General features: G+C 59.5%; 12 protein-coding genes and 1 pseudogene. 6 read left to right on the forward strand and 7 right to left on the reverse strand.

The genetic code is table 11. The features are described from left to right. Positions 1-28: 28 nt before the first annotated feature. A pseudogene (locus HMPREF9697_RS12555) lies at positions 29-942 on the forward strand (LysR family transcriptional regulator). A gap of 46 nt (positions 943-988) precedes the next feature. On the opposite strand, the gene HMPREF9697_RS12560 reads toward HMPREF9697_RS12555, so the two are convergent. From HMPREF9697_RS12560 to HMPREF9697_RS12585, 6 genes are all read right to left on the reverse strand, one after another. Beyond that, entirely contained in the window at positions 989-4,117 is a 3,129-nt protein-coding gene (locus HMPREF9697_RS12560) for an AMP-binding protein (protein WP_002717602.1), read from the reverse strand. After that, positions 4,114-4,677, reverse strand: a complete 564-nt coding sequence (locus HMPREF9697_RS12565; protein ID WP_002717603.1) for a YdcF family protein — start codon at positions 4,675-4,677, stop codon at positions 4,114-4,116. Before HMPREF9697_RS12565 ends, HMPREF9697_RS12560 begins: the two co-directional genes overlap by 4 nt. A gap of 444 nt (positions 4,678-5,121) precedes the next feature. Then, positions 5,122-5,955, reverse strand: a complete 834-nt coding sequence (locus tag HMPREF9697_RS12570; protein ID WP_002717604.1) for an energy transducer TonB family protein — start codon at positions 5,953-5,955, stop codon at positions 5,122-5,124. Between the two features lie 12 nt (positions 5,956-5,967). Further along, positions 5,968-6,486 (reverse strand): heme utilization cystosolic carrier protein HutX, encoded by a 519-nt coding sequence (gene hutX / locus HMPREF9697_RS12575; protein WP_002717605.1) that lies wholly within the window; start codon positions 6,484-6,486, stop codon positions 5,968-5,970. Position 6,487: 1 nt separating this feature from the next. Next, a complete protein-coding gene (hmuQ, locus tag HMPREF9697_RS12580; protein WP_002717606.1) occupies positions 6,488-6,823 on the reverse strand; it encodes a heme-degrading protein HmuQ in 336 nt (111 codons plus the stop codon). A 123-nt stretch (positions 6,824-6,946) separates the two neighbouring features. Beyond that, complete coding sequence (locus HMPREF9697_RS12585) at positions 6,947-9,292, reverse strand: TonB-dependent hemoglobin/transferrin/lactoferrin family receptor (RefSeq protein ID WP_002717607.1); 2,346 nt, start codon at positions 9,290-9,292, stop codon at positions 6,947-6,949. Positions 9,293-9,532: 240 nt separating this feature from the next. Between HMPREF9697_RS12585 and hemP the strand changes: the two genes are divergently transcribed. Genes hemP through HMPREF9697_RS12605 form a run of 4 tightly spaced genes read left to right on the forward strand, consistent with a single transcriptional unit; the run spans position 9,533 to position 12,556 of the window. After that, on the forward strand, positions 9,533-9,727 hold the full coding sequence (gene hemP, locus HMPREF9697_RS12590) for a hemin uptake protein HemP (protein ID WP_040307944.1): 195 nt from the start codon (positions 9,533-9,535) through the stop codon (positions 9,725-9,727). 5 nt (positions 9,728-9,732) lie between these two features. Then, positions 9,733-10,671, forward strand: a complete 939-nt coding sequence (locus HMPREF9697_RS12595) for a heme/hemin ABC transporter substrate-binding protein (protein ID WP_002717609.1) — start codon at positions 9,733-9,735, stop codon at positions 10,669-10,671. After that, positions 10,668-11,747, forward strand: a complete 1,080-nt coding sequence (locus HMPREF9697_RS12600; RefSeq protein ID WP_002717610.1) for a FecCD family ABC transporter permease — start codon at positions 10,668-10,670, stop codon at positions 11,745-11,747. Before HMPREF9697_RS12595 ends, HMPREF9697_RS12600 begins: the two co-directional genes overlap by 4 nt. Before the next feature lie 5 nt (positions 11,748-11,752). Continuing rightward, a complete protein-coding gene (locus HMPREF9697_RS12605; protein WP_002717611.1) occupies positions 11,753-12,556 on the forward strand; it encodes a heme ABC transporter ATP-binding protein in 804 nt (267 codons plus the stop codon). Positions 12,557-12,606: 50 nt separating this feature from the next. On the opposite strand, the gene HMPREF9697_RS12610 is transcribed toward HMPREF9697_RS12605, so the two are convergent. Continuing rightward, the gene (locus HMPREF9697_RS12610) at positions 12,607-13,011 is read right to left on the reverse strand and encodes a lipid-binding SYLF domain-containing protein (protein ID WP_244597965.1); all 405 of its coding nucleotides are present in this window, start codon (positions 13,009-13,011) and stop codon (positions 12,607-12,609) included. Positions 13,012-13,338: 327 nt separating this feature from the next. On the opposite strand from HMPREF9697_RS12610, the gene HMPREF9697_RS12615 reads away from it, so the two are divergent. Beyond that, the gene (locus HMPREF9697_RS12615; RefSeq protein ID WP_002717613.1) at positions 13,339-14,199 is read left to right on the forward strand and encodes an SDR family oxidoreductase; all 861 of its coding nucleotides are present in this window, start codon (positions 13,339-13,341) and stop codon (positions 14,197-14,199) included. Positions 14,200-14,217: the final 18 nt, after the last annotated feature.

Here is a 14,217-nt window from a genome sequence, read left to right on the forward strand (position 1 = left end):
AGTTCTGCTTATATCAAAGCTACAGGACGTGACGATCCGCCAGCTTCGTGCGCTTGGCGCCGTAGCCGCCACCGGCAGCGTAACCGGCGCAGCCGCTCGCCTGCATCTCACTCAGCCGGCGGTCACCCTTCAACTTCGCAATCTGCAGAATCTGGCGGGACTGCCGCTGCTCCAGCGCACCAGTGACGGCATGATTCTGACCGGAGCCGGTCACGAGGTCCTCGGGCTGCTCGAGCAGATAGAAGCCGCCGTCGCCAACTGCACCACGTCGCTCGACATGATCGCGGGTCACACCGGCGGACGGGTCGCAATCGGCGCTGTCAGCACCGCGAAATACTTCGTCCCATTCGCGATAGCGGCTTTCTCCAAGCTCCATCCGAAGGTCGAGATCACGCTCAAAATCGGCAACCGTCAGGAGCTGCGCGAAGCGCTGCGTGGTTACGAACTGGATATCGCCATCATGGGCCGCTCTCCCGCAGAGATTCAGGTGAGACTCATCTGATCGGCGACAATCCGCACATCATCGTCGCACCGAAAGGACATTGGCTGGAGCATGATTTCGGCCTCGCTCCTGCCGACCTGTCGCACGAGACATTCCTGACCCGCGAGAAAGGATCCGGCACGCGGCTGCTGATGGAGCAACTGTTCGAGGCAAACGAATTCCAGCCGGTCATTGGCATGGAAATGAGCAGCAACGAGACCATCAAGCAGGCGGTGACCGCCGGTCTCGGCATTGCGTTTATCTCCGCGCACACCGTCGCTACAGAACTCGAGGACGGACGGCTGGTGATGCTGGATATCGCCGGCCTGCCCGTGGTGCGGCAGTGGTACGTGGTCCGCAGATCCGACAAGACCTTGCTGCCGCCGGCTCAGGCGATGCTCGATTTCTTCGCTGCGGAAGGAGCGAAGTATTTGCCGAAAGCTCCGCAGAAGCGGCTTTAGAATTTCCTCCACTTAGAGGAAGTAAACAAAAACCCAGCACACCCTTCTAATGTCTGCCTTGCGTGGACCGCAACTTCGCTGCCAGGGAGCGCCGTGACGCCCGCAGCCATCTCCGCCATCCGCCAGTTTTCCAAAGTTCGCTCGAGAACGCAGCTAGGCTGTCCTCGACAACCACAGAAACGTGGAGAGGAGTCATATACTTTTCACTGAACCATCGAATGCCTTCCTCCACGAGATCGAACTCCAGGAGATAAAGGCCGGGTTTATGAGGCGCGACGATATCGATCAGCATTCGCCCGCGGGCACCGGGCACGATCGTTTCCGTCAGAGGCGCTCGTCCGTCCGACCAGATGATCACCTCGCCATTGCGCGATAGCCAATGGTTGCCGAGCGCAATGCCGCTTTCATCAAAAGGTCTCCAATCGAGCGGGCTATGATTGTAGACCGTGACATCGACGCGAAACAGCTGTCCCGGTCGCACAACCAGCTTGGAGTAAGGACCGGCGATCGCGCCTGCGTAAATAGATTCCGGGTAGCCACCGCAAATCCTGCCACTCATATCTTGAGACGATTGGTGCGCCGACCACGCGATCGCTTCTTCCAGATTCTCCGCCAGGTGCTCGCCTGCTTTTCCAAGCATGATGGCCGCATAACCAGCAGACAGTACCGATGTTCTGTGGCCGGAGGGAAAGAGCTTCTTCAACCCGGCATCAGGAAACATGAACTTCCTGTACGGGTTGAACTTGCTTCGATTAGGCAGCAGAAGCGCAACGGGCGCAGCGAAGGGATGGCCTTCGAACAAATCGGCAATGAGCGTGTCCGCAACCGCAAGGAGTTGCACCTGACGTCCTTCCGCCAGCAGTGCACGCGCCACCTCGATCGCCACGATTGCTCCCTGGCAATTGCCTCCGATCACATAAGGCCCCGCCGGATGGGCCTGCTTGATCTCCTCGACATAACGCGCGACGAACGCCTTCGCTATCGGCGCACCATAGTCGAGAAACAGATATCCGGACCTCATGGCAAAAGCCGGCCTGTGCGCACCGACGACCTGGCCGAACTGCAAGGCTTCCTCTTCGGTCTGCAAGCACCAGAAGACAGGTGTTCCTTCCTGTATCCGCCCCATGCGGCGCAAGAAACTGCCTTTCGACGTTTCCTGCCCCGGCCAATGGGCCAGAAGCCCACTCATTCTCTCGACGATCCGGTCCGGAAGTGTCGACACGCTTTGCGATGAGGGATCAGCAGTCCGGTGTTCCGGAGCTTGCTCGATTCGAGCAGAAACGAAATTCACGAAATCCGACAGTGTGGAACGCTCAGCAAGATCTTCCAGGGGAAGGTGAAGGCCGAAGCGCTCCTCGATCGCAAAGCACATCTGAAGCGCCAGAATGGAGTCACCGCCCAGCGCGAAAAAATCGGAATGCCGATCGATCGCCGGGCCGCATTTTAAAAGCCGGGACCAGATTTCGGTGATCGTCCGCTCGATGCCGGTCAGCTTCGTATCCGGCACAACATCCACAGGCGGCTCAGCGAGACTATGAAGTTTCCCGCCGAAACAAGGATCATCAACCAGCGCTGCGAGAGAAAAGCGTTGTACTTTTCCAAGCGACGTCCGTGGCACGTCTTCGCTGTTGATCAGCCCGACAACCGACGGAGCGAATTGGTAGGCCGATGTCACGATGGAGCGAATCTCGGCCGCCGTATCTGCCAGATCATGACTTTGGCCGCTTTCGTCTACAACAAATATGGCCAATGGTTTTCCCACGGCAGGGCTGCGCCGGGTCAAATCATCTCGAAGTGGCGCAGCGTAAACCTGACGATATCGGCTTTGAGATATGATGTTTTTCTCGATCTCCAGGCATGAAAACTTTTTGGCGTTAATGACGATCTGATCCTTTTCACGGCCGGCAACCGTGAGGAAGCCGTTGCGAAGAAGTCCGAGATCACCCGTCCGAAGCCAGCCATCAGCCGTTAATAGACGTGCGGTCCCCTCTTCGTCTCCGACATAGCCGCAAGTCATGGTCGGCCCCTGCACCTCGATAAGACCGATCACGTCTTCAGCCAGAACCGTTCCGTCATCGCCGACGATACGTACGGCGTGACCCGCAGTTGGCCGGTCAAGAACCACCGGCCCTTCTCCCGCCCCGTCCGATGAAAAAACGGCTCCGCCGCCGGCCACGGGGCCGCATTCGGTGAGGCCGTAGCCGAGAATGATCGATTCTTTGCATAAGCCGAATGATGTCAGGAGACTTAGAAAGCTTTGGCAAAGCGGCCTGGAAATCTGCTCCGCGCCAATGCCGATCTTCCGAACACGGCTGAGGTCCCATCGCCGCATCGGCTCGTTCTTGAGAGCCTCAACGATGAGCGACATGCCGAAATTCGTCATGGTCGCGTGTGTGGCTCCCGTTTGCTCGATGACATCGAGCCAGGAGAGCGGATTTGCCGCAAACCATTCCGCGTCGAGATGGATCTTGCGTCCCAGATTCGGCGCGGCAAGGCCGAGACCCATGATGTGGTCAAAGGGCGACCACGACAGGAAGGCCGCAGCATCCCGCGCATCTGGCACCTTCGCCCACCAGCGCGCCAGAACCGCGCTTTCGCTCAGCCCCACGAGTTTTTGCTGCGCCGTCGTTCCCGACGTCAGTACCGCGAGCCGCACACCGTCGTGACCTTCGTGGCTCTCGACGATCTCGGCCGGCTGCTTTTCTTCGTTCAACTCATCGAACGAAAGAGCCTTCAATCCTGGTGCTGCTGCCAGCGCACCTTTCAGATCCGGATCATCGGTGATCACGTACCCGTCGTGCAGGACCGAGCCCAGAAAGGAAAATATTTCCCTGCGGCGCGGCGTGCCGAGTTGCTTACGAGCATTCTGCACGAGAGGCACAGCCACAAGACCAACGAGAAGTGCCGCCCAAAGAGCGGGAATGAAATTCTCGCTGTTTCGAAGATTGATAACGAGACCGTCGCCCGCCTTCAGGCCATGCCGTTGCAGAGCCCGGGCAAGGCACCTCGCATTTTGCAGTGTCTGCCGATAGGACGCGGTCGAGAACAGGCCATTTCGTTTGGCGTGGACGAACTGGCCTTCCGGAAATCTGTCGACCGAATCGAGGATCGCGCGCACGATGCCGGAATAAGGAGCGGCGCTTGCGGTCTCCCCTCGGGAAATGGCGAGCGTCATGGACGCTGATCCGCCAAATCGCTCAATGACATGGCATAGTATCTTTCGATCTTTGCGATTTCCGAATCAGCATTTGATCTTCCGTGCGCCGACTTGTGCCAGTCGGCCGCAGAATAATGAACGCTCGGATAGGAAACCCATCCGAGCTCGACCGATACAGGCAAATGCCTTCTCGCCGCCAGGATTGCCCGACGCAGATGATAATGGATCGTCACGAGAGTGACGGAACGAAAATTGCGGAGCTCCGAATGCGCATCCAGAACTTGCCTTGCAAAGATGATGTTTTCTTCCGTGTGAGCAGCACGAGGCTCTACGAGAATAGCCCGGTCTGGCAGACCTGAATCCCGCGCGAAGTCAGACATGGCTGTCGCCTCACACTCTCGGATGTTGCTGTTGTAGCCGCCCGTGAAAAGAAGAAACTTCGCTTTGCCGGACTGATGAAGGTCAATAGCCCGCTCCACCGGGCGCCTCCAGTCGTTCATGCCGAAGACAATGGCGACGTCCGCCTTGATCAAATTGTCTTCCAGAAAAAGGCACTTTCCGATCAGATCAGGATCCATCTGACAATTCCAGAGCCATGCCCGTCAGAAACACACGGCGCCGCATCAACATCCCTTCAGCAAATCACGGACACACAGACGCCCTGAGCCTCATCGGCCGATGAGGCAAACGTGATCATGCATGCACCAGTCCCGCACTTGAACCAATTTTTTTAGAGCCCCGCTTCTTCCAGAAAAATTGGCCTAAGTCACCGGACAGAAGATGAAATCAACAAAATCGATCAAAGCCTTGGCGAGCGTGGACCAACAATCCCTATCCGACAATCATGCCGCACCCGCCGCGCCTGAGAACAGTCAGCTGGACTCTACTCGACGCGATGACAATGACAACCGCAACGCGTGCTCACGACGAGGGGGACACAGCCAAGGCGCAGTTGAAGGGCTTGTTATTTGTCAATTTTTTACGGCGCTCATGGCGGAAGCCACGTCCACTGCAAAACGCGCCTATCTCACGGAAAATTGCACCGGCACCGTGAAGCTCATCGAACTCACGGTAATCTCGGGTGGAAACGGCGGCAGCGGTTGCGCCCTTCGGATCATCGCCATGGTCTCGGCATCGAGACCGGCATTGCCTGATGACCCGCTCAACCGGCTCGCGAGCACATGCCCCGAACGGTCGATCGTAAACGTCAACCGCGACGTGCCGCGAATGCCGGCCGCACGCAGTTCCGTTGGGTACTGCTTATAGCGCTGCAAATGCGCGGCGACACGCTGGCGATAGGACGGCAGCACACTTGCCATCGCCTCCATGCCTGACGAACTCGAGGCCACATGTTGCGCGCGGTGTTCCGCGCGAGGCGCCGCCGTGGTTTTCGGCGCGGCCCTGCGGTCGACGGATTTCTTCTTTTTATCGTCAGGCTTCTTCACCGGCGGCGCTTCCTTGGCGTCGCCCTTGTGCGGCTCTTTCTTCACCTCGTCGGATTTCGTTTCCTTCGGCTGAGCCGCGGGCAGCACGACGTCCGACTCCGCGACCGGAAGCGTCGGCGCGAACGCCTCCTCGCTTGAGGCTTGAGGCGTCACGGACGCCGTCGACGCTTCCGATTCCTGCATCACCTCGCCCGGCGCAAGATCGAGCGGTGTATCCTGCGTGGTGGTGGGCACCAGCGACAGTTCGATGACCATCTGTGGATGGGCATCGCCGACCGGAGGCAGCGGCTCCGGCCAGAACGTCCAGCTGACAAACACAAGGCTGTGCAACGCCGTGACGATCAGGGCCGATGTCACCCAACGATAGACATCGGCCCGCTCGCGATCATCGAACATCGTTACGGCGGTCATCGACGCGGCCGCCTATCCAACAGGCTCCGACACCAGCGCCCGGAAACGGGCAAGCTGGTCGGCTCGAAGCGCGCCGCCCTCCTCGCGGCCGATGAACACCTTGTACATGATGCCGCCGTCGACATTGACGAACGCAATGAACGCCGACGACTTGCCGCGGAAACTGCGCTCGACGAAAGCGATGGTGGCGCAACGCTGCGGGCGGAAATGCCCGTGCAGACCCTTCGGCTGCATCAGGTTGAAATAGCCGTGGCCCATCGCACCTTTCGGGATTTCGCCGGTAAATTCGAAGATCGCATCATCAGTGTGTACGATGAACGTGATCTCGCCCCACCCGGCGATGTCCTGCATCACCGCCTCGAACCGGTCACCCGGAACGAAGCGCCGCATAGGTTCGGGCAAAGCCTCCAGCACGGCCCGTGGCGTCACGCCGTGCTCGCGCGCGGCGTCCTCGATCACCGCGCCTGGATTGTCGGCCATGTATCGGCGAAGGCTCGGCCCGCCATCCGCCACCGATGTCGCCGTCGCCATCTCAGGCCGCCGCCTTGGTGTTGCGCTCGGTCTGGATAATCTCGAAGCCCTCGAACTTCGGATGACCGAGATAGAGGCTGTTGCCGGTGCTGTTCTCCGCGCGGGCATGCGACTTGCGGAACTGCTCCGACTTGGTCCAGCCCTCGAACGCGGCCTTGCTCGCCCAGGTCGTGTGCGTCGAATAAAGCTGATGGTCGTCGGCAACTGGGCCGCGCAGCAGATGAAACTCGATGAATCCTTCAAGCTCGCTGAGATAGGTCTCGCGCGTTGCCCACAGCGTCTCGAACGCCTGCTCCGAGCCCTTCTTCACCTGAAACCTGTTCATTGCGATGTACATGACTTGTCTCCTTACGATATGAGCGGGCGAGACGCCCGATAGAAGCTGCATTTACAGACGCGTGAGGCCGCGCAGAAAAATCTGCGCGGCTCACGATCCGGTCGATGATTCAAGTGCTCCCGACTATCCTCCGAAGTGATATTTGAGACCGCCCTTGAATGTGATGCCGGCACCTGCACTCGCCCACAACGCGTCGTTCTGCGTCTCTCCCCCGATTGACGAACGCGGGATGGCGTAGGGTCGATAATACTGATTGAGCAGATTTTCGACCGAAGCCATCAGGGTCAAATTCTTCGTCGGCTTCACCGACAAATAGAGATTGACGAGATCGTAGGACGTGCCTGGCAGATAGTTGGCCGGAATATCCGTGTTGCCCTTGACGTTGGTCCACGCCATCGACAGTTGGGCCTTGTTCTCGGCAAAACGGATCCCTGCCGTGGTGGTGATCTTCTGCGGCTGGATGCTGTAGAGACCGATGCCGGTCTGTTCGTTCTTGCCGCGCTGGAATGTTGCGGAAACGCCGAGGAACCATGCCTGCGCGTCATACATCGTCTCAAGTTCGACACCCTCGATCCGGGCCGACGCAATATTCTGATACTGGTAGAATGGCATGTAGACGCCATAGGCCGGAGGCGCCGACGGCGTGCTGAAGGCCACGAGATCGATATAGTCCTCGACATCGTTGCGGAAGACGTTGAACTTGCCGCGGAAGCTGTCACCGGCCGTGAACAGGTCGTTCTTTTTGACGTTGAAGCCGATTTCCTTTGTCTTGCCGACTTCCGGCCGCAAGTTCGCATTCGGCAGGAAACAGAACAGCGACGTGTTGGTGCCCGGCGGTCCAGGAAGTTGCTGGCCCGACGGACATACGAAAAATGCGTCATAAGGCGTTGCCGATACGTGGCTGCCGTTCACCAGCGTTTCGGTGATGGACGGTGCACGGTAGCCTTCGGCATAGCTGACGTAAGGCGTCACAACCGCTTCGGGCAGCAGACCGACCGTAATCTTCGGCGAGAAGCGATCACCCTTGTTGCCGCCGACATTCGACGTCAGTTCATAGTTATCGTAGCGGACCGCGCTGACAACTTCCAACAGCGAGCGGTAGTTGGCCTTGTACTGGAAGAAGCTGCCCCACACCGTCCGCTTGCCCGCAGGCGTCGTCTCGTTTGAGTTTCCGCTCAAGTCAAACGTCGCAACCTTGTCCTGAAAACCGTCCACGCCGTAAGTGAAGGCGTGACGCCAATCATCGGTCTCGACGCGCGACGTGTTGTGGATATCAAAACCATAGGTATCCAGATTGTAACTGCGCGGATCGCCGATACATCCAGAAATACTGTTTCCGGGCGCTACGCCGATGCAGTTGCCAAAGGATGACCCGCTGGTGTGCGCGATCTTGACCTGATCGTTCTCCGTCCGGTTCCAGTAAATCTTTGCGTCCCAATCGAACAGCTTGTCGTCGGGTTGCGAATACTTCCAGCCAAGCGTTGTGGTGTAGTTCTTGACGTCGGAGGCGTAGATCGATGTGCCACCGGTCCCTGCGGATGTGTTTGGATCGCCGGCCTTCCGGGGCGGCTGACCGACGTTATACAGGTTCTCCTGGAAGATCGTGCTGAGCTTGATTTCATGACCATCAGCAGGACGCATCGTCAGCTTGCCGATGCCGCTGGAGAGCCTGTTCCAGGTGTTGGCGACCTCGTAGCCGGTGCCGTCCTTGTAATTGCCCTGCGTCGAATAAGTACCGCCGGCAAAAATATCGACGTTCGGATTGACCCGGGCACCCGCGAAGATCGAGCCCATCGCGCGCGAATTGTTGGAGCCGATGATCGAGTGGACGTCGACACCCCAGCGTTCACCGGCACGGACCACATCGTCGATATCCTTGGTGCGGAACGAAGCGACGCCACCGATCGCACCCGAACCGTAGATGTTCGCGGTCGGGCCACGCACGATATCGACGCCGCTGACGAGTTCGGGGTTGAGAAAGAACGAACCGTTCGCGAAATGGCCGGTGCGCTGATAGTTCTGCCGCGCACCGTCGACGATATAGGCGACGCGGCCGAAGTCCTGCAGACCACGGATGTTGATCGAGGTCGAAGGTTCGTCGCCTCGATCCTGCATCCAAACGCCTGGCACGTTATAGATGAGGTTGCCGATGGTGCTCGCCTGAAGCAGTTCAACCTGCTCGGACGTCACGACGCTGACCGGTGCGAGCGCATCAACCGCACGCTCCTCCGTTTTCGAAGCCGTCACCGTGATCGTGTCCAGCGATTGCGGCGCGCGGGCATCTTCCACCTGCGCACGCGCGCTCCGCACGCGCGATTCAGCCGCAACGCTTCGATCGGATGACGATGCTTGAGACGAGTTCGATACTGTCTGCGCCTGCGCGCGACCGTTTGTCGCGCCACCTATGCTCAAAGCAACGAGCGAAACTCCCCACGCCAGCGCACGCGCGCTGCCGGCAACGATTGCCATAACCATTCCCCCAGATTTTCAAATGTAACTGGAATGGCTGGCTTGCGGCTGCGCTCGGCAACGGCTTGCTGGCGATGACCTGCAGATTCCCCCTGCAGGAATTTCCCTGTCTTTGCGTAAGGCGGTGGCACCACACGGTCAAGGCGGGGACAGGCCACCTTATATCGATTGTAAAGTAGCGCTCTTGGATGCGGTGCTGCGGTTTCGATACAAGGCAAACAACACAGCCCGATCGAGATCATGAACGCTGCCTCACCAATAGATCGTATTCCACCGTCGCAGACCGACGAAGCCACGCGGCAAATCCCGGTTACCGGGAATCGCATGGACAGCGCCGAGTTGTTTCGCCTGTCGCGCGAAATTCTCATCACGCATGGCGGCGAGACCTACCGGCTGCGGCTGACCTCGCAGAACAAATTGATCCTGACGAAATAGGTTTGATGGACGTGCTGGGATTTTTGTCGCGCAAGACATTGAAACGGTTCCTGACCACAGCCCTGCCTGTCGCCGTGCTTGGCCTCCAGCCAGCCTCTGCGACCGACGCCGGGTCAAAACGTATCGTGTCCGTGGGCGGCGCCGTAACCGAGATTCTCTACGCGCTCGGTCTGCAGGACCAGATTGTCGGCGTGGACAGCACGAGCCTCTACCCGCACGAGGCGATCGCAACCAAGGCCAATGTCGGATATATGCGGCAGCTCTCGCCGGAAGGCGTCCTCGGCCTCGCGCCCGATCTGATCCTGGCGATCGAGGGTTCTGGCCCTGCTTCGACGCTGGACGTGTTGCGCCAGGCGAAAGTGCCGCTGACGATCATTCCTGATCGCTTCACCGAAGACGGCCTCATCGACAAGATCAAAATCATCGCCCGGGAAATGAAGGTCGAAGCACGCGGCGAATGCCTGGCGTCAGCGGTCGCCGCCGATCTGACCGCTATCAAGCAGCTGCGCTCTCATATCGACCGCAAATCGCGGATCATGTTCGTGATGTCGCTACTTGACGGACGGGCGATGGCGGCCGGACGCAATACGGCGGCGGATGAAATTATCACGCTGGCCGGTGGCACCAACGCCATCGACGGTTATGACGGCTACAAGACCATCAGCGAGGAAGCCATCGTCGCGGCGAAGCCCGAAGTCATTCTCGCCATGCAACGCGGCAAGGATTCACTGAACGCGGACATGGTGTTCGCGAATCCGGCGTTCAAACTGACGCCCGCGTCGGCAACGAAATCCTTCATCGCCATGGACGGCCTCTATCTGCTTGGCTTCGGCCCACGTACAGCATCAGCCGCACACGATCTCGCGGCTGATCTCTATCCGTCGCTCGAAAAGGGCGAGCATTGGACCTCCCGCGTCGCCGTGACCGATTGCCGGACGCGATGACCACCACATCAACAGGCGCAGCAAAGCTGCCGGTGCGATTGCGCCGGCCGCCAGCCGCGCTGACGCTTGTCCTACTGCTTGGCCTGCTTGTCGCCATCCTGCTGATATCCGCCACCATCGGCGCTGCAAATATTCCGTTTCACCGGTTGTGGCCTGCGCTCGGGATTGGTCCGGCCGATGCGTCCGTGATCGCGCGCGACAAGCTCGTGCTGTTTTCGATCCGCTTGCCGCGCCTCGCCTGCGCAGCGATGATCGGCGCCATGCTGGCAATGGCCGGCGCGATGATGCAAGGGCTGTTCCGCAACGCGCTAGCTGATCCGGCGCTGGTCGGCGTCTCCAGCGGCGGCGCATTTGCCGCCGCGCTTACGATTGTCATCGGGGACTCGCTGCTCGCCGGTCATCCCTACTTCAGTCTCGACCTGCTGCCCGTCGCAGCCTTCGCAGGCTCGCTCGCGACTACCTTCGCCCTCTATCGCATCGCAAGCTCCGCCGGACGCACCTCCGTCGCGATCTTCCTGCTGGCGGGCCTTGCCATCGCAGCGCTCGCCAATGCAGGGATCGGCCTTCTGGTGTTCGTCGCCGACGACCGCCAGTTGCGCGACATCACGTTCTGGCTGCTCGGCTCACTCAGCGGCGCGACCTGGACCAAGGCCGCCATGCTCGCGCCCGTGTTGTTCGCCATGCTCATCGCGGCACCTATGTTGGCCCGCCCGCTCGATCTGCTGGTACTGGGCGAAGCCGAAGCGTTTCACGCCGGCGTCGCGGTGGAGCGGATCAAGCGGATTGCCATCGTGTTGATTTCGGCGATGACAGGCGCGTCCGTCGCGGTCTGCGGCGTGGTCGGCTTCGTCGGAATCATCGTGCCGCATCTGTTGCGGATCGTGATCGGGCCGGGACACCGCCTGCTTCTGCCTGCATCGGCCTTGCTCGGCGCCATCCTGATGGTTGCAGCCGACAGCTGCGCGCGCGTCATCGCCGCGCCGGCGGAAGTGCCGATCGGAATTCTGACCGCTGCCGTCGGCGCACCGTTTTTTCTCGTTCTGCTGTTGCGCCAGCGCACTCTGGTGAGCCTGTGACGAACATGCTGAAACTTGAATCGGCCTGCTACCGGATCAAAGGCGCGCTGCTGCTCGATCATGTCAGCATCGACTTCCAACCAGGCGAGACCGTTGCCATCGTCGGCCCCAACGGTGCGGGAAAGTCCACACTGCTGCGCCTTTTGTCCGGCGATCTCGGCCCGACCTCGGGGCACGTGCTGCTCGCGGACAAATCCATGGCCGCCTATACCCCGCGCGAGTTGGCGATGCGGCGCGCGGTGCTGTCGCAGCACATCCATGTCAGCTTTCCGTTCACGGTCGAGGAGATCGTGCGGATGGGCGGCGAAGCCGGAACGCTGGCCCAAACCGGCGAGTTGATCGAAGCGTTGCTGGCCGAGGTCGAACTGTCGGCCTTCAGGCACCGGGATTTTCCGACACTGTCAGGTGGCGAACAGCAACGCGCCCATTTCGCGCGCACGCTGCTGCAGCTCACACTCGGTGAGCGGGCGCATGGCAAGGGCATACTGCTCCTAGATGAACCGACATCGAGCCTCGACCTGCGGCATCAGATCAAGCTGCTCGACCTCGCGCGTGCCAAGGCTCGGGCAGGCACGACGGTGATCGCGGTTCTGCACGATCTCAATCTTGCCGTACGCTTTGCGGATCGCATCGTCGTCCTGAAGAACGGCCGTATCGCAGCCGACGGACACCCGGCATCGAGCATCAATTCGGACATTATGGAGCAGATCTTCGGCATCTCGACCGATATTCGGCGCACAGAGGATTCGCTGCCCTTCGTGCTCCAGCAGGATATGGCGATCTTCCAGCCCTCCCGGCAAAACCATTGAACGGCCTTGCCGGGGACGAGCCGCCACCTGACTCCGATGAAACGCCTCTGTTATCGTTTCTGGATGGAGACGTTCATTCCGCTCAGGTCGAAATCGAACTGAAGCCCCAGTTGCTTGCCTTCGAGGGTGAGGATGACGCCTTTTGCGTTACGCATCTGAATGACACGCACGCCGCCAATCACCGCCACGCCCGCACCAAGCGCCGTGTAGACACCCTCGATGTCGGTCGGCTGGTGCATGTTGCGAACGGTACCGACGAAATCCGTCGAGGAACCACCGAACGTCAGTCCCGCACTGATCCCGCCGATATGGAACGGATAGATCTGCTTGCGAAACTCCAGAATACCGGAGCCGGTCTGCGCGCCCACGAACCAGCCCGCCTTGAAGAATTTGAAGCGAACCGTCCCCGTCTCCGCGTAGGAGGGAGATGCCATCGCCGCAAACAATACGGCCAAGACTGCGATTCCGAGGACAGAGCGCGCCCTGAAAAGGTTGGAGATTCGAGCGCGGATTCCCCGAGCAGACCGTTGACCGTCATTCAGCATCGCGCGCCCCTCATCCCCTATTGGCAAAACACAAGCAGCCGACACTCAGGATAGGCTGAGAATCAGAGCTTTGAAAGGCCTTGCCATTCCGTGACCCATGAAATCAACCTGCTTCCGCCATGGGCCGCGGATGGGACCTTTTTTAAGAAACATTTAAACTCTGCATCGCGAGAACTATACTCGCGCCGACTGCGATCCATTGATGCACACCAGTCGTATTATTTTTGAGGGGACAACGTGACTGCATTTCTGGTGACGGGCGCGACCGGCATGTTGGGCGGCTATGTATCGAGCATGGCGGACGCGCGGGGTTACGAGACGATCGCTCCTCCCCGCTCGGAATGGGACTTGAGAAATCCGGGATCGATCGCTGCCCTCATCAAGAAAGTGAAGCCCGCCTACGTCTTGCACCTCGCAGCCAAAACGGATGTCGACGCGTGCGAGCGAGACCCGGCCAGCGCAGCGCAGATGAACGTCACCGCCACGGAAGAAATCGCAAAGGCAACTGCGGAGGTTGGAGGCTGGCTGGCTTATATTTCCACCGGCTGCGTTTTCGGCGGCGCAGGTAAACCGACCTACAACGAATTGGATTTGCCCTGTCCGGTTCATTATTACGGCCGCTCCAAGCTATGGGGCGAATACGCCGTCAACAAACATCTCCCCTTCAATCACCTGATCGTCCGTGCAGGCTGGATGATCGGAGGCGGCCCCGAGAAAGATCACAAATTCGTCGGGAAGATCATTTCGCAGATCCGAAACGGGGCAAGCGAGATCAAGGCCGTCGACGACAAGCATGGCACCATCACCGTGGCCAGAGATTTGGCGAACTTCCTGCTGGCATCGGCGAACGAAGGACGACGCGGTCTTGTTCACTTCGCCAGCAAAGGCCTTGCGACCCGATTCCAGATCGCGGCAGAAATAGCGAATGCGCTTCACTATCGTGGATCGTTGCTGCCCGTGACGTCGGATATGTTTCCGCTAGCTGCGCCGCGGCCGACCTTCGAAGGACTTGAATCCGTCTATCTCACAGGCGAGAGCGGGAGCAACTATTTCGAGCGCTGGCAGGACGATCTCAGAAAATACGTTTCGGAATTCTAGCCCGAATTTTCAGCACGG

Source organism: Afipia felis ATCC 53690, assembly GCF_000314735.2.
Lineage (GTDB): Bacteria > Pseudomonadota > Alphaproteobacteria > Rhizobiales > Xanthobacteraceae > Afipia > Afipia felis.

Bases quoted from the DNA above. Each gene is read 5' to 3' on its own strand.
- HMPREF9697_RS12560 (WP_002717602.1), bottom strand. From the start codon at position 4,117: ATGACGCTCGCCATTTCCCGAGGGGAGACCGCAAGCGCCGCTCCTTAT.
- HMPREF9697_RS12565 (WP_002717603.1), bottom strand. From the start codon at position 4,677: ATGGATCCTGATCTGATCGGAAAGTGCCTTTTTCTGGAAGACAATTTG.
- HMPREF9697_RS12570 (WP_002717604.1), bottom strand. From the start codon at position 5,955: ATGACCGCCGTAACGATGTTCGATGATCGCGAGCGGGCCGATGTCTAT.
- hutX (WP_002717605.1), bottom strand. From the start codon at position 6,486: ATGGCGACGGCGACATCGGTGGCGGATGGCGGGCCGAGCCTTCGCCGA.
- hmuQ (WP_002717606.1), bottom strand. From the start codon at position 6,823: ATGTACATCGCAATGAACAGGTTTCAGGTGAAGAAGGGCTCGGAGCAG.
- HMPREF9697_RS12585 (WP_002717607.1), bottom strand. From the start codon at position 9,292: ATGGCAATCGTTGCCGGCAGCGCGCGTGCGCTGGCGTGGGGAGTTTCG.
- hemP (WP_040307944.1), top strand. From the start codon at position 9,533: ATGAACGCTGCCTCACCAATAGATCGTATTCCACCGTCGCAGACCGAC.
- HMPREF9697_RS12595 (WP_002717609.1), top strand. From the start codon at position 9,733: ATGGACGTGCTGGGATTTTTGTCGCGCAAGACATTGAAACGGTTCCTG.
- HMPREF9697_RS12600 (WP_002717610.1), top strand. From the start codon at position 10,668: ATGACCACCACATCAACAGGCGCAGCAAAGCTGCCGGTGCGATTGCGC.
- HMPREF9697_RS12605 (WP_002717611.1), top strand. From the start codon at position 11,753: ATGCTGAAACTTGAATCGGCCTGCTACCGGATCAAAGGCGCGCTGCTG.